Consider the following 23,683-nt stretch of genomic DNA (forward strand, 5'->3'; position numbering starts at 1 on the left):
CTCGCCGCCCGCGTGGGTAACTGTCATCCCCACGCCAGCGGGGATCCATGGGCCAGCACATTGGGGAGGTCCCCGCCTTCGCGGGGATGACAGCGGTGGAGCCCGGCTTCACCCTCGCAATCACGCGTTACGGTCACTGTCATCCCCGCGCAGGCGGGGATCTTCAGCGTCCTGTTCGGGAGGTCCCCGCTTTCGCAGGAATGACAGCCTTGCCCGCGCCCAGCGTTGCGTAGAGGTCCGGACGCCGGTCAGTCGCGCGGGCGCGCGCGCCAGCCGCCGCGCCGGCGCGGACGGCCCGCCTGCGCCAGGCCATCGGTCAGAACCTGTGTCATCGGGTGGTCCGGAGCCGCCGACCCGTAGCGGTCGAGCAACAGGCGCAGTGCCGCGCTGCTGTCCTCTCCCTCCGGCAGGCTGAGCGCCCAGTCGAGAAAGATGCTGCGGCATTCCGGGGCGGTGATCCCCTCGATGCGATAGGCCTCGCGGACCAGCCCCTTGCGGTCGATCTCAAGATCCCCTTTCATCGGCTCCCTCCCGGATGAGCGCGGCATCGATCAGCGCCGCCGCCTCGGCATAGCGCGCCTCCAGCGCGGCGCGCAAGCTGTCCGTACTGTCCTGTCCCGTCGCGCGGCAGAGAAAGGCCGCGCCGCCCTCGCCCAGCCCGTCCTCGCCGATGCCGCTGGCCGAGATCAACCGCGCCGCCGTCTGCACTGCCCAATAGAGGTCATAGGCGGCGCCCAGGGCCTCGGCCTCCCGCGCGGTGAGCCAGCCACAGGCGTGACCGCCGGTCAGCCCGCTGGCCACGTCGCGCTCTGCCCCGCCCGACAGCAGGGTGCCAGCCTGAGCAACCAGCTCGATATCCAGCAGCCGCCCCGGCCCGGTCTTGGCATCCCAGACCCCCGTCGGTGTCTTGGCCGCGGCGATGCGCGCGCGCATCTGGGCCACCTCGGCCAGCACGGCGGCACGGTCTCGGGGCTGGGCCAGGATCTCTTGCCGGAACGCCTCGATATCGGCGCCGAGATCGGGATCGCCCGCCACCACCCGCGCGCGGGTCAGCGCCAGGTGTTCCCAAGTCCAGGCCTCGTTGCGCTGGTAATTGGTGAAACTGGCCCAGCTTGTCGCCACCGGCCCCTGCGTGCCCGAGGGGCGCAGCCGCATGTCGACCTCGTAAAGCCGCCCCTCGGCCATCGGCGCGCTGAGCGCGGTGATCAGCGCCTGGGTCAGCCGCGCGTAATAGGGGCGCACCGCCAGCGGACGCGGCCCGTCAGAGCCCTCGGCCTCCTGCGGATCATAGATCACGATCACGTCGAGATCCGAACTGGCGTTGAGCCGCCCTGCCCCGAGCGAGCCCATGCCCAGCACTGCCGCACCGCGCCCCGGCGGCGGCCCGTGCTTGCGCGCGAACTGGGCGATGACCACCGGCGTGATGGCAAACAGCACCGCCCCGGCCAGATCGGCATAGTGTCGCCCGGCGGTCTCGGGGTCGATCAGCCCGCGCAGCAGGTGCACGCCGATGCGGAAATGCGATTCCTTCATCCAGCGCCGGGCGCTGTCCAGCTGCCGCTCGTAGTCGTCCTCTGACGCCAGCAGCGCGGTCAATTCCTCGCGCAGCGCCGCCTCGCCCGGCCAGTCGGCGAAGAAATCGCCGCCGATCACTGCGTCGAACACGCCCGCGTTGCGCGACAGGTGGCTGGCCAGCGCATGCGAGGTGCCGGCGATATCGACCAGCAGGTCGATGAGCTGCGGGTTGGCGTCGAACAGCGAGAACAACTGCACCCCCGCCGGCAGCCCCGACAGGAAGCCGTCCAGCGCCAGCAGCGCCTCGTCCGGTTTCGCGGTCCGCGCAAGGCGGCACAGGATCTCGGGCTTGAGCCGCTCGAAGATATGCTGTGCGCGCTCCGACCGCAGCGCCGGATAGCCGTGCCAGCGCGCCAGAACCGAGGCATCGAACTGCGCCTCGACAGGGGGCGCGTCGGAGGTGGTGCCGGGGGCGACGTCGGGGGCGAAAAACGCCTCGGTCCTCTGGTGCACCTCGTCCAGGCGGCGGGCCAGATCGGCGGTGAGCGCAGCGCTGTCCATGCCCATCAGGCAGGCGACGCGCGCGATGCCGTCCTCGGTGTTGGGCACCCTGTGGGTCTGGGCGTCGTGGACCATCTGGATCCGGTGCTCCACCTCGCGGTGGGCGCGGTAATGGGCCGAGAGGGTGTCGGCCAAGTCCTGCGGGATCCAGTCCTTGCGCGCCAGCGCCGCCAGCCCCTCGACCGTGCCGCGCAGGCGCAGCTCGGGATCGCGGCCGCCGGCGATGAGCTGCTGGGTCTGGGTAAAGAACTCGATCTCGCGGATGCCGCCCCGCCCCAGTTTCATGTCGTGGCCCGGCACGGTGATGCGCCCGCCGGTGCCCTTGTTCTCGCGGATGCGCAGGCGCATGTCGTGGGCGTCCTGGATCGCGGCGAAATCCAGGTGCTTGCGCCAGACGAAGGGGCGCAGGGTCTGCAGGAACCGCGCGCCGGCCTCGAGGTCGCCGGCGCAGGGGCGCGCCTTGATATAGGCGGCGCGCTCCCAGGTGCGGCCGAGGCTTTCGTAATACGTCTCGGCGGCGGCCATCGAGATGCAGACCGGCGTCACCGAGGGATCGGGGCGCAGCCGCAGGTCGGTGCGAAAGACATAGCCGTCGCCGGTCTTGTCCGACAGCGCCGACGCCATGTTGCGGGTGGCGCGCACCAGCGCATGGCGCGCCTCCTGGTAGGTATCGGGATCATAGCGGGTTTCATCGAACAGGCAGATCAGGTCGATGTCCGAGCTGTAGTTCAGCTCATGCGCGCCCATCTTGCCCATTGCCAGCACGGTCAGCCCGGCGGCGGTCTCAATGTCATCCGCGGTCATGCCCGGCAGCTTGTTGCGACGGATCAGGGTAGCGATCTCGGATTTCAGCGCCAGGTCACAGGCCAGCCCGGCGAAATCGGTCAACAGCCCGGTCACCCGCTCCAACGGCCAGGCGCCCGAGAGATCGGCCAGCGCAGTGATCAGCGCGACCCGCCGCTTGGCTTGGCGCAACCCGGGTTTGATCTGGTCCGGGGGCAGCGCGCGGCAGCTGTCCAACAGCCCGGCGACGGCGGCGTCGGGATCGTGCAGCGCGCCCTCCAACCAGTCGGCTTCACGCTCGATCAGCCCCTTGAGATAGGGGCTGGAGCCGCCCGCCCCGGCGATCAGGTCGGACATCTCGCCACGGACCTGTGGCAGGGCGGCGCGGGTTTCCTCGCCCAGTGCGGGATCGAAGGCGCGCGGCAGGCGCGCGATTTGCAATGCGTTGCTCATGGCCGCAGGTTGCGTCTGCCGCCCCCCGGCGTCAATGCGGCAAAGGCTTGAATTTCCCCCGAACGCGCAGCAATCCTGCATCCCATGAGCAAGAGCATGAAACGCGTCCGTGCCGCCCTCGAGGCCGCCGGGCTTGACCCGCAGATCCGCGAAACCGACCTGGCCCGGACCGCCGGAGATGCCGCGACGGCGATTGGCTGCACGGTGGACCAGATCGCCAAGTCGATCATCTTTCGCGGCGAGACCAGCGGCGCCGCGATCCTGTTCCTGACCGCCGGCGGCAACCGGGTGGACGCCGCCCGCGCCGCCGAGGTGGCGGGCGAGCCGCTGGGCAAGGCGGATGCGGCGCTGGTGCGGGCGCAGACCGGCTTTGCCATCGGCGGCGTCGCCCCGGTGGGGCACCTGAACCCGATCCGCGCCTTCCTGGACCCCAGGTTGCAGGCGTTCGACGTGGTCTGGGCCGCCGCCGGGACGCCGCACCATGTCTTTCCCATCGCGCCGGCCGACCTGTTGCGCCTCACGGATGCGCAAGTTCATGATTTCGCTACACATTCCTGATTAATGTAAAAAACTTTCACATCCGCCCTTGCAAAGGGGCCGCCGGACTCCGATCTATCTTTATGTGAAAGGCATTCACATCACATCTGACCTGGAGATACCGACAATGACCACGCTTTCCGACCCGGCCCCGGCTGTTGCGCGCTTCAGCTGGCTTGCGCGGACCGAAGCCTGGCTTGACGACAGGGGCAAAGGCGCCTGGATCGCGGCCATGGTTCTTGGGTTCATCATCTTCTGGCCGATTGGCCTGGCCCTACTTGCCTACATGATCTGGAGCAAACGCATGTTCAGCCATTCCTGCCGCCACCGTCAGCACCGCCGCCATGGGCGCGGCACCTTCCGGCACATGGGCGCGATGACGCCCTCGGGCAACACCGCCTTTGACGCCTACAAGGACGAGACCCTGCGCCGCCTCGAACAGGAGCAGATCGAGTTCGAATCCTTCCTCGAACGGCTGCGCGAGGCCAAGGACAAGGCCGAGTTCGACCAGTTCATGCAGGACCGCGCCAAACGCGCCGCCGAAGAGACCCGCGACGCCGACGACCCGGACACCCCCAAGGGCGCCGAGGCCTGAGCCCGGACTGACCAATGCGCCCCGGAGCCCGCTCCGGGGCGCCTGTATGTGAACAGGAGACCCGCCGGATGCACGCCCTGCCCGACCCCGACAGCCAACCGCAGTTCTACGACTCCGTCCCCGGCAAGCGGCTGATCGCCTGGGTCGTCGACAGCGCGATCACCTTCGTGCTTTGCCTCGGCGCGGTGCTGGCCACGGCCTTTGTCGGGCTGTTCATCTGGCCGCTGCTGTTCCTGGTGCTCGGCTTTGCCTATCGGGTGGTGACCATCGCCAGTGGATCCGCCACCTGGGGCATGCGTTTCGCGGGGATCGAGCTGCGCGACACCACCGGCGCGCGGCTCGACCTCGGCCAGGCGGTGGCCCATACTGCCGGCTACACGATCAGCGTCGGCATTCCGATCCTGCAGGTGATATCGGTGGTGATGATGCTGACCGGGCGGCGCGGACAGGGCCTGACCGACAGCGTTCTGGGCACCGTCGCCCTGAACCGCCGGGCGCTGTTCTGAGCCTGCCACGGGACGCGACACCGGGGCAATCAATCCTGACTTGGCGCGCGCGGGTTGCATTGTTATCATCCGTCGGAAACCCTGCGGGAGAGACATGCGCCATACCCTGCCCATCGCGCCGCAATTCTACGTGACGGCCCCCCAACCCTGCCCCTATCTCGAGGGGCGGATGGAACGGAAGCTGTTCACCGCGCTCCAGGGCGAGGGGGCGGAGCGACTGAACAATTCGCTGTCGCAACAGGGGTTTCGCCGCTCGCAGAACGTGCTCTACCGGCCCTCCTGCTCGGATTGCGCCGCCTGTCTCTCGGCGCGGATCGACGTGCGGTCCTTTCGCCCAACCAAAAGCCAGAAGCGTGCCGCGCGGCGCAACCACCACCTGGCGCGCCGGGCCAGTTCGCCCTGGGCCACGGAAGAGCAATACGCCCTGTTCCGCCGCTATCTCGATGCCCGCCACGCCGATGGCGGCATGGCCGACATGGACGTGTTCGAGTTCGCCGCCATGGTCGAGGAGACCCCGGTGCGCAGCCGGGTGGTGGAATACACCGACCCCGAGACGCGCGAGTTGATCGCGGTCAGCCTGACCGACGTGCTCGAGGACGGGGTGAGCATGGTCTATTCCTTCTACACCCCGGACCTGCCGCATGCCTCGCTCGGCACCTGGATGATCCTCGACCATATCGAGATCGCGCGCGAAAACGGGCTGCCTTACGTCTATCTCGGTTACTGGGTGCCGGGCAGCCCGAAGATGGGGTACAAGTCCAACTTCTCGGGGCTGGAGGTGTTTTCCGGCGGCTATTGGCAATGCGTGACCGATCCGGAGGCCTTCTCCTCGACGCAGCACCCGCTGGGCACCGAGCCGATCGCCGAGCAGGTCGCCAATATCTCGCTCCCCGACCGGCGCCCGACGCGGGCGTGACACCGGATTGATACGGGCCCGAAAACGGGCGCGCAGGTCATCGTTGCCGTGTCGCGCGCCCTTCTTCCTTCTTCTCTTTCCAAATACTCCGGGGTGAATGCGCCGCAGGCGCAGAGGGGCAGCGCCCCTCCTGTCCCGGTATGTCCCGATGAAAAAGGGGCCCGAGAGGGGCCCCTTTCCTGTTGTCCATCCACTCCCGGTCAGTTCGGGATCAGGTTCGGCACGATGGTCACGATCCCGGGGAAGAACCAGAGGATCCCCAGCCCCAGCACCTGGATCAGCACGAAGGGCAGGATGCCGCGATAGATGTGGCCGGTGGTCACCTCTTTCGGCGCCACGCCGCGCAGGTAGAACAGCGCAAAGCCGAACGGCGGCGTCAGGAACGAGGTCTGCAGATTCACCGCCACCATGATCGTCACCCATTTCGGATCGAAGGAACCGCCGTAGATCACCGGCCCGACGATCGGGATCACGATGTAGATGATCTCGAGGAAGTCGAGCACGAAGCCGAGGAAAAAGAGCACCAGCATCACGATCAGGAACACCGTGAACTCGTTGTCGAAGCTCTTGAGGAACTGCTGGATGTAATGCTCGCCCCCGAAGGAGATCACCACCAGGTTCAGCAGCTGCGAGCCGATCAGGATGGTGAACACCATCGAGGTGACCTTGGCGGTCTCGCGCACGATCGGGGTCAGCACCCCGCCGGTGAACAGCACCCAGCAGCCGTAGATCAACCCGAACAGCGCGTAGAGATAGGCGCCGTAGGCCCCGAAGAAGGCGATCCAGCTTTCCGCGCTCACCCCCCCTACCTGGCTGATCCGCAGGTCGAAGTTCACCCCGATCAGGATGCAGATCAGGATCGCGAAGGTGGACCAGATGATCACATGCCCCGAGCGGTTCTGATCCTGCAGCTTGCGGTAGGCCGCCAGCATGATCGCCCCGCCCGCCCCCAGCGCCGCCGCCGGCGTCGGGTTGGTGATGCCGCCGAGGATCGACCCGAGCACCGCCACGATCAGCACCAGCGGCGGGAACACCACCCGGATCAGGTCATGCGTGGCCAGCCGTGCCGCCGCGTGGCGACCGCCGTAGAGCGCCAGCGCAAAGGGCAGCGCCACCAGCAGCCAGGTCGCCCCCGAGGAGGTGGTCGGCCCGATCAGCGTCAGGTCGACCAGCGCCACCAGCAGCAGCCCTGCTGCACCGATGATCAGCGGCTTGGGATCCGAGGACGGCGACACGCCGCGCCCGCCCACCAGAACCAGCCCCAGCAGCACGATCAGCGTGGCGATGCCGCTGCCGATCGGCGGGGTCGAGGCGATCTTGTCCGCCAGCGCCTGCGACACTTCCTCGTCGCTGAGCTTGCGGCTTTGGGTATCTTCGTCGCTGGCGTCGATCTTGGCCTGTTCGGCAACCGCCTGGTCCCAGGCCGACTGGCCGTGCAGTTCAATCATCGCGGCCTTGCATTCCGCGTTGACGTTGGTGCGCAGGCTGGCCCCCTCGCCGATACTGGAATAGCTCGAGACCGTGATGTCCTGGCTGCCGACAATGCCGACGCTGGACAACAGGATCACACCACCGATCAGCCCGATCGGTGCGGCCAGGAACCACCCCAGCGCCTCGCCGCGGGTGATCGGTTCCTTGCTGGCCGACCCCAGTTCGACCGCCGGGGCCTTGCCCGGGTTGAGCAGCGCGTAGACAAAGGCATAGCCGGCATAGAGCAGCGCCAGCAGGATGCCCGGCAGCAGCGCCGCCTGGAACAGCGTGCCGACCGAGACCACCGCCGGTTCGCCGAGATAGGTCAGCGCGTCGGAACAGCCCGCCGCAGTGGCCCTTGCCTCCTGCGCGGTGGAATAGAGATCGCCGGCCAGCGTGCCCAGCAGGACGATCACGATCGAGGGCGGGATGATCTGCCCCAGCGTGCCCGAGGCCGCGATCACCCCGGTCGCCAGTTCCGGCGAGTAATTGTTGCGCAGCATCGTCGGCAGCGCCAGCAGCCCCATGGTGACCACGGTGGCGCCGACGATGCCGGTGGAGGCGGCGAGAAAGGCCCCCACCACCACGATCGACACCGCAAGGCCGCCGGGCAGCGGGCCGAAGACCCGCGCCATGGTGGTCAGCAGGTCGTCGGCGATTTTCGACCGCTCCAGCGTGATGCCCATCAGGACGAACATCAGCACCGCCAGCAGGGTCTCGATCGAGGCCCCGGCAAAAACCCGTTCGTTCATCCGATTGACGATGAAGGACACGTTGCGGTCCAGCGCCATTTCCCATCCACCGGGAAAGATCGACTGGGCCGCGCGTGGCAGGTCGGGGTATCGGAAGATCGATATGCTGTCGGGCCGGATGCCCGAGCTGACCAGGTCGTTATAGGCCTGGGAGGAGGTGTCGATCGCCTGGTGGATCAGCAACCCCGCGCTGTCGAGCGCGGCTATGATCCCAAAGGAGATAACCCCGGCCCCGCCGATGGCAAAGGCCACCGGAAACCCCGAGAGGATCCCTCCGAACAGGCAGAGGAATAGAATGATCAGGCCGATTTCGACGCCATCAAGACCGAATAGCATGCGTGGCTGTCCCTTGCTTTAATGAGCGCCTTCGTAGGCTTCTTCACCTTCGCCAAGGCTGTCCTTGTCGAGGTACTTGTTTTCGCTGCCGGCGCCCTCGCGGAACTCCAGGTAGGAGCGGTAGAGCACGGCAATGGCCTGCAGGAAGATCATCGCGGCAAAGGCGCAGAGGAGTATCTTGAACAGGAAATACCCGTTGAACCCGTTCGGGCTGAACCCGATGGTCTCCACGTTCCAGCGCAGCGCGCGCGATTTCATCAGCAGACGGTCGATGGTGTCGCTGGCCGAGGGTTTCGGCACGATCAGGTGCCGCCACAGGAAGAACCAGCCATACATCCAGACCAGCACCGCCATCGGCATCATGAACACCAGCGCGCCGATCATGTCGATCACCTTCTTGGTGCGGAACCGCACCGCGGAATAGAACAGGTCGACCCGCACGTGCCCGCCCTGCACGAAGGTATAGGCGGCGCAGAGCGCCACCACCATCGCGTTGTAGAGCTTCAATTCCTCGGCGAACCAGCTGATGTCCTTCTGGAACGACAGGCCGACGCCAAAGACCAGGTCCGGCCGGGCAAAGATCCGCTGCACGAAGACGATGATGATCTGTTGCAGCACCATGATCAGGCCGGCCCAGGCAAAGAAGCGGCCGACCGTATTGGCGAAACCTTCCAGCGCCCGCACCGTTCCCCACATCACCTGTCGCCGGAACAGGCCGACGGCGGTAACCACCAGGAACAGCGTGAAAACGACGAAGAAGAACTCGGTCGATCCACCGTAGTAGACGAACCGCATGATCGCCTGCTTGTCGGACCAGTCGAGCCACATCTGCGGATGGCTGATCGCGTAGCCGGCATTGTAGAACGCCATGATGATGTTGCTGACGAGCCAGGTCAGACCGTCGAGAATTGCCCCGAACGTCCCGTTGGCGGCTGTTTCGTCCATTGCCGATGCCCCTGATTAGCGAGTGAGCCGGTGCGCAATCCGGGCGGCGCAGGGCAAACGCCCCGGCCACCTGGCTGCAGCTGCGGACAGGCCCCCGCCGATTGCGGGGGCACATCCTTTGATGATCGTGTCAGATCACATGCCGTAGACGCGGTTGCGCTGCGCCGAATAGGCCCCTTCCGAACGGCTGATCCAGCCGGCGGAGGAGGTCATCGACGCCATGTAGCTGTCGTAGCACTTCTTGTAGAACTCGTCGTCCAACGGGGCCTCGATGACCTCTTTCGCGGCGGTGCCGAAGGCATCCCAGACCGAGTCGGGGAATTCCAGCACCTTGACGCCACCGGACTGCAGACGCTGCAGCGCGGCCGAGTTGTTGGCCATGAACAGCGACATGGTCCAGATGTTCGACGCGCGCGCGGTCTGCTCGACCACGGCCTTTTGCGACGCGGTCAGGCTCTCGTACACGTCGAGGTTGAGGTTCAGCGTCAGGATCGGGCCGGGCTCGTGGAAGCCGGCGGTGTAGTAGGTCTTGGTGATTTCCTGGAAACCGGCCTTTTCATCCGCCCAGGGACCGATCCACTCGGTGCCGTCGATGGCGCCCGAGGACAGCGCCTGGTACACTTCCGAACCGGGCAGGTTCTGAACGCTGGCGCCCAGTTTGCCCAGCACCTGGCCACCCTGGCCCGGCATCCGGAATTTCAGGCCCTGGAAATCTTCCGGCCCGTTGATTTCCTTGTTGAACCAGCCACCCGATTGCGGGCCGGTGCTGCCCGCGGCAAAGGATTTCAGGCCAAAGATGGAATACAGCTCGTCGGCCAGGGCCATCCCGCCTTCCTGGTAGTACCAGTTGTTGAATTCCTGGAAGGTCATCCCGAAAGGCACCTGCGAGAAGAACGACAGCGCCGGGTGCTGGCCAAGGAAATAGTAGTCCACGGCGTGGTACATGTCGGCCTGACCCGCGGAAACGGCGTCGAACACTTCAAAGGCCCCCACCAGCTCGCCGGCCGCCTTCAGCTCGACGGTCAGCTGGCCGTCGGTCAAGGCAGTGATCGTGTCGGCACAGTATTGCGCGCTGTCATGCACGCCGGCCAGGCCGCGGCCCCAGGTGCTGACCATGGTCAGGGTCCGCTTGCCCTGGGCATAGGCCGGGGCGGCCAGCGAGGTCGCGGCGGCGGCCGAGCCACCAAGTGCAGTTGTTCTCAGAAAAGAACGACGATCCATTTCGGTTTTCCTCCCATTCGGATACATTCGTCGATCCCCGCGCCAGGGGCACGAGGAAAGTGGAGGCAAGTTAACCGGTCGTTTCCCTTTGCGGAATACCAAGTTGTACGTAGTCACTGCGCAAAAACCCGGCAAAAACATCCCCTTCCGCCCGTATTTTCGCCGTCAGGGGCACGATTTCCGCGCCGTTGCGGCAGGACGGGCCATTGATTCGGCCGCCCCGGCAGGCGAAGGTCACCGGATGAAACGCCTGCGTGCCCTGCTCTCTCCCAGCTACGGCCAGAAGATCTTTCTTCTGGCCTCCGTCCCGCTGCTGCTGGCGGCTGTGGCGATCTCGATCCTGGTGGCCAGCCAGGCCCGGCAACTGGCCGAGAGCGAGATCCGCGCGCTGGAGCACAAGATGCTGGAGGCCAAGAAGGCCGAGCTGCGCAACTACGTCACCCAGGCGCGCAACGCCTTCTACTTCATCTACGGCCCCGCCGCGCCCGACGACGACCGCTCCAAGGAACGGGTGCTGCAGATCCTTGCCGCGATGATCTACGGCGAAGAGGGGTTCTTCTTTGTCTACGATTACGACGGCAACAACCTTGTCTCGCCGCGCCAGACCGAGTTCATCAACCACAACTGGGCCGGGCTGACCGACAGCGAGGGCACCCCGACCGTCGACGCCTTCATCCGGATCGCCCGGGGCGGCGCGGGCTGGCATGAACACCTCTGGCCCAAGCCCTCGACCGGCGAAGAGGCGCGCATGGTCACCTATGTTCTGGGCCTGCAAGACTGGCAATGGGCGGTGGGAACCGGCGTTTTCATCGACGACGTACTGGCCCAGGTCGCCGCCTCGCGCGCCGAGGTCGAGGCGCGGGTGAAACGCACCTTCTACTATATCATCGCCATCACGCTGGCGGCGCTGCTGCTGGTGTTCAGCTCGGGCATGGTGGTGAACATCCGCGAGCGGCGACTGGCCGATGCCAAGCTCAAGAAACTGACCCAGCGCGTCTTCGATGCGCAGGAGGAGGAGCGCGGCCGCGTCGCCCGCGAATTGCACGACAGCATCAGTCAGATCCTGGTCGGAGTGCGCTACGCGCTGGACAACACCCGCCGTCGGCTGGAGCGCGGCGACCATGCCCGCGCCGCAGAGCCGCTGGACAAGGGGATCGAATACCTGGGCAGCGCCATCTCGGAGGTGCGCCGGATCAGCCGCGACCTGCGCCCCGGCGTGCTGGACGATCTCGGGCTTGGCCCGGCGATCAAGGCACTGACGGATGATTTCGCCGCCCGCACCGGCATCGCGACCGAGTTCACGACCGTCGTGTTCCGTAACCGGCTGGACCAGGATGCCAAGATCGCGCTTTACCGCATCGCGCAGGAGGCCCTGACCAATGTCGAGCGCCATTCCGGCGCCACCCGGGTCGAGATCGACCTGCGTGGCCACAAGTTGGGCGCCACCCTGCGGATCTCGGACAACGGTCGCGGCCTGCCGCCGCAATCGGGACGCACCGGCCCCGGCATCGGCCTGCGCAACATGCAGGAACGGATCGAGCAACTTGACGGCACCCTGCGATTTCTGTCATCTCGCGGCGCGCAAAGCGGCACGGTGATCGAGGCCACCCTGCCCCTGAGCCACCTGCTGCCGCCCGAAGACGCAGCAACGCCCAAGATGGAGGCCCAGGCATGACCGCCCCGATCCGCGTTCTCATCGTCGACGATCACCCCATGGTGGCCGAGGGCATTCAGTCTATCCTGGAAAACTACGACGACATCGACGTGGTCGGCACGCTGTGCGACGGACAGGCGGCGGTCGAGCAGGCGCCGGCGCTGGCCCCCGACGTGATCCTGATGGATCTGAACATGCCCCGCTTGGGCGGGTTGAGCGCCACCGAGATCCTGCTTGAACGGGTGCCCTGCGCGCGCATCCTGATCCTGTCGATGCACGGTGACCAGGAATATATCACCTCGGCGCTGAGCCACGGCGCGATGGGCTACGTGCTCAAGGATGTCCCGACGGAAGAGATCAAGCAGGCGATCGACACCGTCGCGCGCGGCGAACGCTATCTCTGCACCGGGGCCAAGGGGTCGCTGGAACCCAAGACAGGTGACGGGCGCGAACAGCTTACTGGCCGCGAACAGACCATCCTGCTGCAACTGGCACAGGGCAAATCCAACAAGCAGGTGGCCCTGGACCTCGACATCTCGGTGCGCACGGTCGAAACCCACCGCAAGAACATCAAGCGCAAGCTCGGGATCTCCTCGACCGCGGGACTGACCCGTTATGCGCTGGAACACGGGGTGCTGCAGGGCACCGGCGTGAGGTACTGAGCGGCAGGCCCGGCCCCGACGACATCGCACATCGACGCAGACTCACGGTCGCCCCGGTCCGGACCGCCGGGAGCGCGGCGCGACCTTGGATGCCGAAATATCCGGCTGATCGCCATTTTCTTTGCGGAAATGTCCCCCAACGACCCCCGAAAGAAACAAAATTTCACCAGAACCCCGCGTGAAGGACATTTTTTCGCAGCATTGCCTGTTGACGCCCCTCTCGCCCGGACATAATCTGCGCCGCAGCAAGAGGAGCCGATGGCCATGGCCGCACTAGTCGTAATTGTAGGAACCACGCGCATGGGCCGGTAACGGTAGACCATAATCTGACCCATGCGCCCTCGTTCGACCGGGGGCTTTTTTTTGTGCTGATGAAACTTGGAACGGGCGAATGCACGCGTTGCCGCGGATGGAGCAAAGCAGATGAAACGTGAGATGACCGGAGCGAAAATGGTGGTTCAGGCCCTGAAGGATCAGGGTGTGGACACGGTATTCGGATACCCCGGTGGCGCGGTCCTGCCGATTTATGACGAGATCTTCCTGCAGAACGACATCCGCCACATTCTCGTGCGGCATGAGCAGGGCGCGGTGCACGCCGCCGAGGGTTATGCCCGGTCCACCGGCAAGCCGGGCGTCGTGCTCGTTACCTCCGGCCCCGGCGCCACCAACGCGGTGACCGGACTGACCGACGCGCTGATGGATTCGATCCCGATCGTCGTTCTCACCGGCCAGGTGCCCACCTTCCTGATCGGCTCGGATGCCTTCCAGGAGGCCGACACCGTGGGCATCACCCGCCCCTGTACCAAGCACAACTGGCTGGTGAAGGACCCCGATGCCCTGTCGGGCACCATTCACGAGGCGTTCCACGTCGCCACCGCCGGTCGGCCCGGCCCGGTGCTGATCGACATTCCCAAGGATGTGCAGTTCGCCTCGGGGACTTATAGTGCGCCGAAACCCTCGACCCTGCATTACCAGCCGCGGGTCAAGGGCGACCTGGAGGAGATCACCGAACTGGTCGCCGCGATCGAGAAGGCCAAGAAACCGGTGTTCTATACCGGCGGCGGGGTGATCAACTCCGGTCCGGCGGCCAGCCAGCTGTTGCGCGAACTGGTCGATGCCACCGGCTTTCCCATCACCTCGACCCTGATGGGCCTGGGCGCCTATCCCGCCAGCGGCAAGCACTGGCTTGGCATGTTGGGGATGCACGGGCTGTACGAGGCCAATATGGCGATGCACGATTGCGACCTGCTGATCGCCATCGGGGCGCGGTTCGACGACCGGATCACCGGGCGCATCGACGCCTTCAGCCCCAAGTCGATCAAGGTGCATATCGACATCGACCCTTCCTCGATCAACAAGGTGGTCAAGACCGACATCCCCATCGTCGGCGATGTCGCCCATGTTCTCGAGGATATCCTGAAGGTCTGGAAATCGCGCGGCCGCAAGACCGACGCGGCCCCGGTGGCCCAGTGGCGCGACCAGATCGACGATTGGCGCAAGGTCAACTGCCTCGCCTATGCCGGCAGCGAGACCATCATCAAGCCGCAATACGCGCTGCAACGGCTGGAAGAGCTGACCAAGGGCCATGACCGCTATATCACCACCGAGGTCGGCCAGCACCAGATGTGGGCGGCGCAGTTCCTGAACTTTGAGGATCCCAACCACTGGATGACCTCGGGGGGGCTGGGCACCATGGGCTATGGCTTCCCGGCCTCGGTCGGGGTGCAGACGGCACATCCGGATGCGCTGGTGATCAACGTCGCGGGCGAGGCCTCGTGGTTGATGAACATGCAGGAGATGGGCACCGCGGTGCAGTACCGCCTGCCGGTCAAGCAGTTCATCCTCAACAACGAACGCCTCGGCATGGTGCGCCAGTGGCAGCAACTGTTGCACGGCGAACGCTATTCGCAGTCCTGGTCCGAGGCGCTGCCCGATTTCGTCAAGCTGGCCGAGGCCTTTGGCGCCAAGGGGATCCAATGCTCGGACCCGGCCGACCTGGACGACGCGATCATGGAGATGATCAACTACGACGGGCCGGTGATCTTTGACTGCCTGGTGGAAAAGCACGAGAACTGCTTGCCGATGATCCCGTCGGGCAAGGCGCACAACGAGATGCTGCTGGGCGATGCCGAGACCCGCGGCGTGATCGACACCAAGGGTGCGGCGCTGGTGTAAGAGATACGGGCCGCAGTCCTTTGCGGCAGCGGCCCCGAATATTCGGAACTGTCCGGCACGCGCCGGAAATCGAGGAACAGAACATGTCTGCCCTACACATCAAGAAAGGCGCGACCAAGCACTCCGCCTACAACCTGCGGCCCACCTTCTCGGACGTGCAGGAGAAACACACCCTCGCCGTTCTGGTCGAGAACGAACCGGGCGTGCTGGCCCGCGTCATCGGGTTGTTCTCGGGGCGCGGCTACAACATCGAAAGCCTGACCGTGGCCGAGGTGGACCATACCGGCCACCGCAGCCGGATCACCATCGTCACCACCGGAACGCCGCAGGTGATCGAACAGATCAAGGCGCAACTGGGCCGCATCGTGCCGGTGCACGAGGTTCACGACCTGACCGTCGAGGGTGCCTCGGTCGAGCGCGAACTTGCCATGCTCAAGGTGGTGAGCGACGGCGAGAAACGCGTCGAGGCGCTGCGGCTGGCCGACATCTTTCGCGCCAACGTGGTCGACAGCACGCTGAACAGCTTCGTGTTCGAGATCACCGGCGCGCCGGACAAGATCGACGCCTTTGCCGATCTGATGCGCCCGCTGGGCCTGGCCGAGATTGCCCGGACCGGCGTCGCCGCCCTCTCGCGCGGCTTCTGACGCCCGGGGGCGGTCGGCCTAGGCGCGATCGGGACGGCGTCGGTTCCGCGCCGCCGTCTCGAGTCGGACGATCTCTGTCGTGCACCCGGTCGACGCGCCCGGCGCCGCCGGGGTGTTCGCCCCCTTCAACCTGTCCGCCAATCCGCCAAAGACCCCCTCGGCCACCAGCCGCGGGTTGTGCGCAAGGCGCATGTCGCACCCTGTCGTAACCTCAAATTGCACCAGATCCCCGGCATCCATTTCCATCGGTTCGGATTCTTCCAACCGGCGATAATACGCCAGGTCCCCTTGATCCTCGCACCAGATAACAGCCTTGTTCTCAAATGTATTACACCAAAGCACCACACCAAACATACATCGACCCCCGTCGTTCCGTTCCTGTTCCGATATTAGAAAAATAACCGGGGCAGAACACGAGCAATTGGGCGTCACGCTGATGATTATTGTGTCGAAATCCGTTGTGCTTGACGCGGAATAGCATCAAAGTGAGACTCGTGAGAGTCGGGTTAGGTATATTGGTGTCATTGGAAGTATACTGACAACAATCCTTGAGGGAAAGCCCGGACTTCCAGCGCAACCCAGACGGAGCAAAGCCGCCAGACATGCCCAAGCCGAGCCGTTCTCCAGCCGAATTGCGCAACATGTTCGGCGCCAACCTTCGGGTTCTGTCCCGAAATTACCCCTCTATTTCCGACCTTTCGCGGCGTCTCGGCATCAACCGCACGCAACTCAACCGCTACCTGTCCGGGGAAAGCTTTCCGCGCCCCGATGTGCTGGATCGGATCTGCAGCTTCTTCGACGTCGATGCGCGAATCCTGCTCGAACCGGTCGAGGCTCTGACCCGCAACAGAATGGTTCTGAACAGCCCGTTTCTGGCCGATTTCCTCGGCAAGGCCGCCCTCGACCTCCCCGAAGCGTTGTTTCCGACCGGGTTCTACCGGTTCTCGCGCAGCAGTTTCCTCGACAGCGCGCTGATCATTGTCGGCCTCGTTTATGTCTTTCGCGATGGCGAAATGACCTTTGCCCGCGGCTACGAACCCAGGGAGGCGATGCGGCAGCAGGGGCTGCCCGATACCCCCCGGGCGCGCGAATTTCGCGGCTTCGTCATCCGCCAGGAAGAAGGCATCGGCCTGAACCTGTCGCGTCATGACGCGATGACCTCTTCGTTCAATTTCCTCAGCCGGGTGCCCTCCTACGAGAACAACTATTGGGTCGGCTACGTCACCCGGACCATCCGTGAAAGCGTCAACGTGAGCCGTGTCACCCGCGTGGTCTATGAGCATCTGGGCCGCGACACCGGCACCGTGCTGGCCGCCGCGCGCGGCACCGGCTTTCGGACCGCCGACGACCTCCTGCCCTATCACAAACGCCTTTTGCAGATCGGCACGCCGTTCCGCTAGCCCCGTTTTCGTCCGGGTTTGTCGTTTTGGGAAAACTCCTGTCGCTGTGATGGCGGACGGAACCGGCGAAATGGGGGATGGGCTGTCTGACCAACAAGGAGAGACAGCCATGACCGCGCCGATGACCGATCTGTCCGATGTCCGCCGCCCGATCGCCCGGGCCAACGGGTTGCCCAACGCGCATTACACCGACGCCGCCGTCTTTGCCGAGGAGAGCCAGGCACTGCTGGCGCGGCAATGGGCCGGGCTTGCCGTCGCCGCCGATGTCCCCGCGGCCGGCGACGCCAGGCCGATCACCTTTCTGGACATGCCGCTGCTGCTCTTGCGCGACAAGCAGGGCCGGGTCCGGGTGTTCCAGAACATCTGCCGCCATCGCGGCATGATCCTGGTCTCCGAACCGCGCCGGATCGAGGGGGCGATCCGCTGCCCCTATCATTCCTGGTGCTATGGCACCGACGGGCGGCTGGTCTCCACCCCGCATGTGGGCGGGCCGGGCCACAACACGCACGAAGACATCGACAAATCCACCCTCGGGCTGGTCGAGGTGCGCAGCCATGTCTGGCGCGACGTGGTCTGGATCAACCTGAGCGGCGACGCCGCCCCCTTCGAAGAGGTGCACGCCGATCTGATCGCCCGCTGGGCCGCATTCGACCAGCCGCTGTTCCATGGCGGCGCGGAGAGCACGTTCGAACTCACGGTCCGGTGCAACTGGAAACTCGCGGTGGAGAACTACTGCGAAAGCTATCACCTGCCCTGGGTCCATCCCGGCCTCAACAGCTATTCCCGGCTAGAGGACCATTATCATATCGAGGCGCCGGACCAGTTCTCGGGGCAAGGCACGCGGGTCTATCGCCAGTTCACCGGGGCGGATGGTGGCAGGTTCCCCGATTTCGCCGGGCTGTCCGCCGCCTGGGACAGCGCCGCCGAGTACATCTCGGTCTTTCCCAACGTGTTGCTGGGTGTGCACCGCGACCATGCCTTTGCCATCGTGCTGCAACCGGCGACGATCGACCGTACCGTGGAACAGGTGCATCTCTACTACGCCACGCCCGAAACGGACGCCGACCTGCGCGCCGCCAATGCCGCGCTGTGGAAGACCGTGTTCGAAGAGGACATCTTCGTGGTCGAGGGGATGCAGGCCGGTCGCAACGCCCCCGGCTTTGACGGTGGCCGCTTCTCACCGGCGATGGACGGGCCGACCCACCTGTTTCACGATTGGGTGGCAACTCGGATCGAGGCCCATCGCGGCACCGCGCGAGCGGCGGAGTGAGCGACCTCGACGACCGGCTGCTGGCGGCGCACACGCGCGGTGACCGCGCCGCGCTGGTCACGCTGTATTGCGAGGCGGCCGAGACCGCGCAGGAGGACGAGGCGCGGTATTTCTACCTCACCCATGCCTATGTCAATGCGCTGGAAGGTGACCACCCGCAGGCCCCCGCCCTGCGCGCCCGACTGGTCGCCGCCGGACGGGAAAGCGCCTGAGCGCCGCTAGGCGCGATCCGGGTCCGGGCATGGCACGGCGGCCCCTGCCCCGACCTCTGACATGCGGGCCTGGCGATAGACGTGCCAGGTCGCATGGCCCAGCAGCGGCAACACCACCAAAAGCCCCAGGAACGCCGGCACCATGGCGGCAAAGGTTGCCACGGCGATGAAGGCCGCCCAGCCCAGCATCGGCACCGGGTTCTGCTGCACGTAGGAAAAACTGGTGATCATCGCGGTGACGAAATCCACCTCGCGGTCCAGCAACAGCGGCAGCGCCAGCACCGTGATCATGTAGAGCAGCAGCGCGAACAGCGCCCCCACCAGCGTGCCGAAGCCCAGCATCTTGATCCCGTCAAAGGTCGCGAACACCTCGAAGGACGAGGAGATGTTGGTCATCGTCGACAGCCCCAGGAACAGGGCAAAGATCATATGGCCCAGGAAGAACCAGAACAGGAACACCACCACGATGATCGCGCAGATCGACGGCAACTGCCGCCGCCTCTGCTGCGCCACAACCCCCATGATCTCGCCCAGCCGCCAGGATTCGCCGTGCTCGATCCGGTGCGACACCTCGTAAAGGCCCACCGCCGCGAACGGCCCGAGCAGCGGAAACCCGATCGCTGCCAGCACCAGCCAGAAGGTGGTTTGCGTCTGCCAGGTGACCGCGATCATGGCCCAGCCGCCCAGCACGTAAAATCCGGCAAACGCCAACCCGCAGATCGGCGCGCGTCGAAAGTCGCGCCAGCCGCAGGCCAGCGCCTGGCGCAGCATCGCCCCCGTCATCGGACGCAGCGGCGGTACGCCGTGTTTCTTTTCCATCCCTGTTGATCCTCCTCCCGTTTGGTCCGGTTACATCGCCGGCATCCTCTGTGGCCATTCGGTCGCCGCATGATAGGCCGCCCCCAGCGCCAGCAGCCGCGCATCGCCGCCGCGCGGGCCAAAGATCTGAACCCCCATCGGCAGGCCCTGCGCACCGAAGCCCGCCGGCGCGGCCAGGCAAGGCAGCCCCAACAGGCTGACCGGCACCACCACCTCCATCCAGCGATGATAGGTATCCATCGCGTGCCCGTCGATCTCCTGCGGCCAGGGCAGGTCCACGTCAAAGGGCCAGGCCTGCGCCGCCGGCAGAACCAGCGCGTCATACTCCTCGAACAGCGCGGCGGCCCGCTTGTACCAGTCCGACCGGATCACGCTGGCGCGGTGCACCTCCATCGCGCTCAGCGCCAGCCCGCGCTCGGCCTCCCAGATGGCGCTGTCCTTGAGCTTGGCGCGCTGGTCCGGTTGCGCCATCGCCGTGGCCAGTCCCGCCGCCACCTTCCACGACCGCAGGGTGATCCAGCTCTCCCAGATCGACTCGGCCGGGAACGGCGGTGCCAGCGGCTCGACCTGGCAGCCGATCTCTTCCAGCACCGTCAGCGCGCCCTGACAGCAATCAATAACGCCCGCCTCCATCGGATAGGCGCCGCCCCAATCGCCCAGCCAGCCGATGCGCATCCCCTTCGGATCGCAGGGCTGCAGCGGCGCGATGGGATCCTGGCGCAGCCCGTGCGGCTGGCGCGGATCCGGCCCGGCGATAACGTCGAGCAAAAGGGCGATGTCCTGCGGGCTGCGCGCCATCGGGCCCAGAGTCGAGATCTGGTGCAGAAAGGTATCGCCCTCGGGCTCGGAGGGCACCAGCCCCCAGCTTGGCCGGAACCCGTAGACATTGTTCCAGGCCGCCGGGTTACGCAGGCTGCCCATCATGTCGGACCCGTCGGCCAGCGCCACCATCCCCGTGGCCAGCGCCACCGCCGCGCCCCCCGACGAGCCGCCGCAGCTGAACGCCGGATCATAGGGGTTGGCGGTCGCACCATAGACCGGGTTGAAGGTATGCGACCCCAGCCCGAACTCGGGCACATTGGTCTTGCCGATGAAGATCGCCCCGGCCGCCCGCATCCGCGCCGCGATCATATCGTCGGTCTTGGGCACGAAATCGGCCATCAACGGCGAGCCCTGCGTCGCGGGCAGGCCGGCCACCTTGACCAGGTCCTTGACCGCGATCGGCAGCCCGTGAAGCGGGCCACGCCGGGGGGCGGTATCGGCGGCACGTGCGGCCGCCATCAGCGCATCGGCGTCCGGCATGGCGACGATGGCATTGACGGTTCCGTTGACCTCGGCGACGCGGTCCAGCGTCGCCCGCATCAGGTCTTCCGCGGAAAGGCGGCCGGCAGAGAGATCGGCCAAGATCGCACTGGCGCTTTGTCGGGTCAGGGTCATGGGGGGGCCTGTATGCAAGCTCGGGTTGACCCCAACCTAGCCCCTCCATCTGCGGACGCAAACATATTGTTGCACCACATCTTTTTTCGCCGACGCCGGTGCTTCAGACGAAATCGAAATCCCCCGCGCCCAGGCTGGTTCCCGCCTCGCCCAGCAACAGGATCGTGCCGCCGTCGTGGATGATCTCGAGGTTCTTGCCCTTGTCCGAGATGCTCAGCGTCGCGAACCCGCCCTCGTGATCCGCGATCCGCAACGTATCGACGGACTGGTCGTAATCCTTGACCCGATCCGTCCCGCCATCGGCGGCGAAAACAAAGGTGTCCTTCCCTTGTCCGCCGATCAGGGTGTCATTCCCCTCCGCACCGGCCAGCACATCATTGCCCTTGCCACCGTTCAACAGGTTTTTGCCGTCGTCCCCGCTCAAACGATCACCCTTGACGCTGCCGATCAGGTTCTCGATGGAACTGGCCTGGAAATATCCTTTCCCGGGCTTTTCCAGGTTGCCGTTCTTTGCCGCCGGGTTCTGCCAGGCGCCGTCGCTGTCGAGGGTAAAGACGATCGCGGTCCCGAACTTGGCAAAGCTGATGGTGTCGGTTCCGGAGCCGCCGAGGATCGAAAGACCATAATCCGGATCGGTGGGAGACAGGACAATCGTGTCATTCCCATTTCCCATCCGAACCTGGCCACCACCGCCACCGCCCAACTTGACGGTATCATTGCCGTTGCCGGTGTTGATCGCCCCGACCCAGCCGTCATTGGTGATCACCACATCCTTGCCGGCTCCGGTCTTGACGGTCTCGACCCCACCGGCACCGATGGTGACCTTGTCATTTCCGGCGCCCACATGGATGAACTCGACGTATCCCTTGTTGGTCTTGACGATGTCGCGTCCGTTCCCGGTCGAGATCGCCTCGACATACCCCGTGGTGGTCGTCACCCGGTCACTGCCGTCGTGAGTCTGCACCTGCCCCGCGCCACCGGAGCCGATCTTGATCACGTCGCCGATCGCACTCTCGCCGAAGTTGCCCGTGTTGATCTGCTGCACATAGGCGTTGCCGGTCGTGACGATGTTCTCGTCCGCATAGAGGTTTATGCTGTAGGTCGAGCCGTCCTGCTGGTTGCCCAGCTTGACCTCGTGCTTTTCCCCGTCCCAGCCAAAAATATAACGCGCCCGGGTCGAGATCAGCTCGACATCAGAATTGTAGCCCAGTTCGAGAAAGTCGATACGCCGCCCCGACCCGTTGTCCAGATCGGTGATATTCGTCTTGTTCTTTTCTCCGCCAAAGCGCAGCGTCTTGACCGTCCAACTGTCTCCGGTCAGGCTGACGTTGGCCCGAAAGAGTTCCGCCTCCGAGTGGTAGACGCTGTAATACGCCATGAACTTGGAAGACCACTCCACATCCGATTGACCGGGCAAGCGCGACACCGCGTTGATGCCGTCAAATGTCACATTGAGAACCTCAACCATTCCTTCCTCCCGCAAGGATACAAACACTAAAGCGGAGTAAAATTACCACAATCCCCTCTTGATTGAAATATTGCTGCATATTTTTCAGTCAAAACGACATCCATCGCCCCGAGGGGACAAGAAAAAACCGCGCCCGGAAGGGCGCGGCACATCTGCGTCGTCAGGGTAAAATCGGCGTCGTCAGCCGTCGTTCTGGGCGTCGGCGCGGCTTTTGCCCGAGGCGTTCATCGCCAGCGTCGCGGCCATGAACCCGTCAAGATCGCCGTCCAGGACCCCCTTGGTATCCGAGGTCTCGTGCTCGGTGCGCAGGTCCTTTACCATCTGGTAGGGCTGCAACACGTAAGACCGGATCTGGTTGCCCCAGCCGGCGCTGCCCTTGCTCTCATGCGCCTCGTTGATGGCCGCGTTCCGCTTGTCGAGTTCAAGCTGGTAGAGCCGCGATTTCAGCGCCTTCATGGCGATGTCACGGTTCTGGTGCTGCGATTTCTCGGAACTGGTCACCACGATGCCGGTGGGATGGTGGGTGATCCGCACGGCAGAGTCGGTGGTGTTCACGTGCTGGCCGCCGGCGCCCGAAGAGCGGTAGGTATCGATACGGATATCGCTCGGGTTGACCTCGATCTCGATATTGTCATCGACCACCGGATAGACCCAGACCGAGGCGAAAGAGGTTTCGCGCGTGCCCTTGCCAAAGGGCGAGATCCGCACGAGCCGGTGCACGCCGCTTTCCGATTTCAGCCAGCCATAGGCGTTGGGCCCCGAGATCTTGTAGGCGCAGGACTTGATCCCCGCCTCGGACCCGGCCTCCTCGGATTGCAGCTCGACCTTGTAGCCGCGTTTCTCGGCCCAGCGGACGTACATCCGTTGCAGCATCTGCGCCCAGTCGCAGGCCTCGGTACCGCCGGCGCCGGCGTTGATCTCGAGAAAGGTGTCATTACCGTCGGCCTCGCCGTTCAGCAGCGCCTCGAGCTCTTTCTTCGCGGCGTTCTCATGCAGCGCCTTCAGCGCCGCCTCCGCCTCCGCGACGACCTCCTCGTCCTCTTCCATCTCGCCCAGTTCGATCAGTTCGACATTGTCGTTCAGATCGCGCTTGATGGCCTCGTAGGTCTCCAGCGCATCGACCAGCATCTGCCGCTCGCGCATCAGCTTCTGCGCCGCGTCGGGATCGTCCCACAGGTTGGGATCCTCGACCCGGGCGTTGAATTCCTCCAGCCGGTGTTGTGCGGTCTCATGGTTCATCCGCTGGGCCAGAAGCTCCAGCGATTTCTCGATCTCGGCAACGGTGTTCTGCGTCTCGGCGCGCATGGAGGATCCTGCGATGCTGCGTGAATTGAGTGAGGGTGATAGACCAG

At 65.2% G+C, this 23,683-nt stretch carries 21 protein-coding genes; 11 read left to right on the forward strand and 10 right to left on the reverse strand.

Translation table 11 applies throughout. From position 1 onward, the window contains the following. Nucleotides 1–248: 248 nt before the first annotated feature. Together ABWV23_RS01480 and ABWV23_RS01485 are read right to left on the reverse strand one after the other, a co-directional pair. A complete protein-coding gene (locus ABWV23_RS01480; protein WP_353344190.1) occupies nt 249–521 on the reverse strand; it encodes a hypothetical protein in 273 nt (90 codons plus the stop codon). Next, nucleotides 505–3,312, reverse strand: coding sequence for a bifunctional [glutamine synthetase] adenylyltransferase/[glutamine synthetase]-adenylyl-L-tyrosine phosphorylase (locus tag ABWV23_RS01485; RefSeq protein ID WP_353344192.1), 2,808 nt, complete (start codon nt 3,310–3,312; stop codon nt 505–507). Before ABWV23_RS01485 ends, ABWV23_RS01480 begins: the two co-directional genes overlap by 17 nt. A gap of 84 nt (nt 3,313–3,396) precedes the next feature. On the opposite strand from ABWV23_RS01485, the gene ABWV23_RS01490 reads away from it, so the two are divergent. The 4 genes from ABWV23_RS01490 (at nt 3,397) to ABWV23_RS01505 (ending at nt 5,866) form a co-directional block, all read left to right on the forward strand. After that, nucleotides 3,397–3,870 (forward strand): YbaK/EbsC family protein, encoded by a 474-nt coding sequence (locus tag ABWV23_RS01490; RefSeq protein WP_353344194.1) that lies wholly within the window; start codon nt 3,397–3,399, stop codon nt 3,868–3,870. A gap of 106 nt (nt 3,871–3,976) precedes the next feature. Continuing rightward, a complete protein-coding gene (locus ABWV23_RS01495) occupies nt 3,977–4,444 on the forward strand; it encodes a DUF2852 domain-containing protein (RefSeq protein ID WP_353344196.1) in 468 nt (155 codons plus the stop codon). A gap of 68 nt (nt 4,445–4,512) precedes the next feature. After that, nucleotides 4,513–4,950: an RDD family protein gene (locus tag ABWV23_RS01500; RefSeq protein ID WP_353344198.1), complete on the forward strand. Its 438-nt coding sequence runs from the start codon at nt 4,513–4,515 to the stop codon at nt 4,948–4,950. A 94-nt stretch (nt 4,951–5,044) separates the two neighbouring features. Continuing rightward, nucleotides 5,045–5,866, forward strand: a complete 822-nt coding sequence (locus ABWV23_RS01505; RefSeq protein WP_353344200.1) for an arginyltransferase — start codon at nt 5,045–5,047, stop codon at nt 5,864–5,866. A gap of 200 nt (nt 5,867–6,066) precedes the next feature. On the opposite strand, the gene ABWV23_RS01510 is transcribed toward ABWV23_RS01505, so the two are convergent. The 3 genes from ABWV23_RS01510 to ABWV23_RS01520 all read right to left on the reverse strand — a co-directional run bounded on the left by ABWV23_RS01510 (nt 6,067) and on the right by ABWV23_RS01520 (nt 10,590). Next, nucleotides 6,067–8,424: a TRAP transporter large permease gene (locus tag ABWV23_RS01510; RefSeq protein WP_353344202.1), complete on the reverse strand. Its 2,358-nt coding sequence runs from the start codon at nt 8,422–8,424 to the stop codon at nt 6,067–6,069. Between the two features lie 18 nt (nt 8,425–8,442). Beyond that, the gene (locus tag ABWV23_RS01515) at nt 8,443–9,369 is read right to left on the reverse strand and encodes a TRAP transporter small permease subunit (protein WP_353344204.1); all 927 of its coding nucleotides are present in this window, start codon (nt 9,367–9,369) and stop codon (nt 8,443–8,445) included. 135 nt (nt 9,370–9,504) lie between these two features. Further along, nucleotides 9,505–10,590 (reverse strand): TRAP transporter substrate-binding protein, encoded by a 1,086-nt coding sequence (locus tag ABWV23_RS01520; protein WP_353344206.1) that lies wholly within the window; start codon nt 10,588–10,590, stop codon nt 9,505–9,507. A gap of 241 nt (nt 10,591–10,831) precedes the next feature. On the opposite strand from ABWV23_RS01520, the gene ABWV23_RS01525 reads away from it, so the two are divergent. The 4 genes from ABWV23_RS01525 (at nt 10,832) to ilvN (ending at nt 15,725) form a co-directional block, all read left to right on the forward strand. Further along, entirely contained in the window at nt 10,832–12,265 is a 1,434-nt protein-coding gene (locus tag ABWV23_RS01525) for a cache domain-containing protein (RefSeq protein ID WP_353344208.1), read from the forward strand. Further along, complete coding sequence (locus tag ABWV23_RS01530; RefSeq protein ID WP_353344210.1) at nt 12,262–12,906, forward strand: response regulator transcription factor; 645 nt, start codon at nt 12,262–12,264, stop codon at nt 12,904–12,906. The genes ABWV23_RS01525 and ABWV23_RS01530 overlap by 4 nt, the downstream gene beginning before the upstream one ends. A 423-nt stretch (nt 12,907–13,329) precedes the next feature. Further along, the gene (locus ABWV23_RS01535; protein ID WP_353344212.1) at nt 13,330–15,081 is read left to right on the forward strand and encodes an acetolactate synthase 3 large subunit; all 1,752 of its coding nucleotides are present in this window, start codon (nt 13,330–13,332) and stop codon (nt 15,079–15,081) included. A gap of 83 nt (nt 15,082–15,164) precedes the next feature. Further along, entirely contained in the window at nt 15,165–15,725 is a 561-nt protein-coding gene (gene ilvN, locus ABWV23_RS01540) for an acetolactate synthase small subunit (RefSeq protein ID WP_353344214.1), read from the forward strand. An 18-nt stretch (nt 15,726–15,743) separates the two neighbouring features. Here the strand turns inward: ilvN and ABWV23_RS01545 are convergent, their stop codons facing one another. Then, on the reverse strand, nt 15,744–16,079 hold the full coding sequence (locus ABWV23_RS01545; RefSeq protein ID WP_353344216.1) for a hypothetical protein: 336 nt from the start codon (nt 16,077–16,079) through the stop codon (nt 15,744–15,746). Nucleotides 16,080–16,327: 248 nt separating this feature from the next. On the opposite strand from ABWV23_RS01545, the gene ABWV23_RS01550 reads away from it, so the two are divergent. From ABWV23_RS01550 to ABWV23_RS01560, 3 genes are all read left to right on the forward strand, one after another. Then, nucleotides 16,328–17,125, forward strand: a complete 798-nt coding sequence (locus ABWV23_RS01550) for a helix-turn-helix domain-containing protein (protein WP_353344218.1) — start codon at nt 16,328–16,330, stop codon at nt 17,123–17,125. Between the two features lie 109 nt (nt 17,126–17,234). Then, nucleotides 17,235–18,395, forward strand: coding sequence for an aromatic ring-hydroxylating oxygenase subunit alpha (locus ABWV23_RS01555; protein ID WP_353344220.1), 1,161 nt, complete (start codon nt 17,235–17,237; stop codon nt 18,393–18,395). Next, nucleotides 18,392–18,607 (forward strand): hypothetical protein, encoded by a 216-nt coding sequence (locus tag ABWV23_RS01560; protein ID WP_353344222.1) that lies wholly within the window; start codon nt 18,392–18,394, stop codon nt 18,605–18,607. The genes ABWV23_RS01555 and ABWV23_RS01560 overlap by 4 nt, the downstream gene beginning before the upstream one ends. A gap of 6 nt (nt 18,608–18,613) precedes the next feature. On the opposite strand, the gene ABWV23_RS01565 is transcribed toward ABWV23_RS01560, so the two are convergent. The 4 genes from ABWV23_RS01565 to prfB form a co-directional block, all read right to left on the reverse strand. After that, nucleotides 18,614–19,426 (reverse strand): DUF2189 domain-containing protein, encoded by an 813-nt coding sequence (locus tag ABWV23_RS01565; RefSeq protein ID WP_353344224.1) that lies wholly within the window; start codon nt 19,424–19,426, stop codon nt 18,614–18,616. Nucleotides 19,427–19,456: 30 nt separating this feature from the next. Beyond that, nucleotides 19,457–20,863 carry an amidase gene (locus ABWV23_RS01570; RefSeq protein ID WP_353344226.1) on the reverse strand — a complete coding sequence of 469 codons (1,407 nt, stop codon included), beginning with the start codon at nt 20,861–20,863 and terminating at the stop codon, nt 19,457–19,459. 103 nt (nt 20,864–20,966) lie between these two features. Continuing rightward, entirely contained in the window at nt 20,967–22,331 is a 1,365-nt protein-coding gene (locus ABWV23_RS01575; RefSeq protein ID WP_353344228.1) for a calcium-binding protein, read from the reverse strand. A 180-nt stretch (nt 22,332–22,511) separates the two neighbouring features. Further along, on the reverse strand, nt 22,512–23,636 hold the full coding sequence (gene prfB / locus ABWV23_RS01580) for a peptide chain release factor 2 (RefSeq protein ID WP_353344230.1): 1,125 nt from the start codon (nt 23,634–23,636) through the stop codon (nt 22,512–22,514). Between the last annotated feature and the right edge of the window lie 47 nt (nt 23,637–23,683).

It is taken from the genome of Aquicoccus sp. SU-CL01552 (assembly GCF_040365005.1).
GTDB lineage: Bacteria > Pseudomonadota > Alphaproteobacteria > Rhodobacterales > Rhodobacteraceae > Antarcticimicrobium.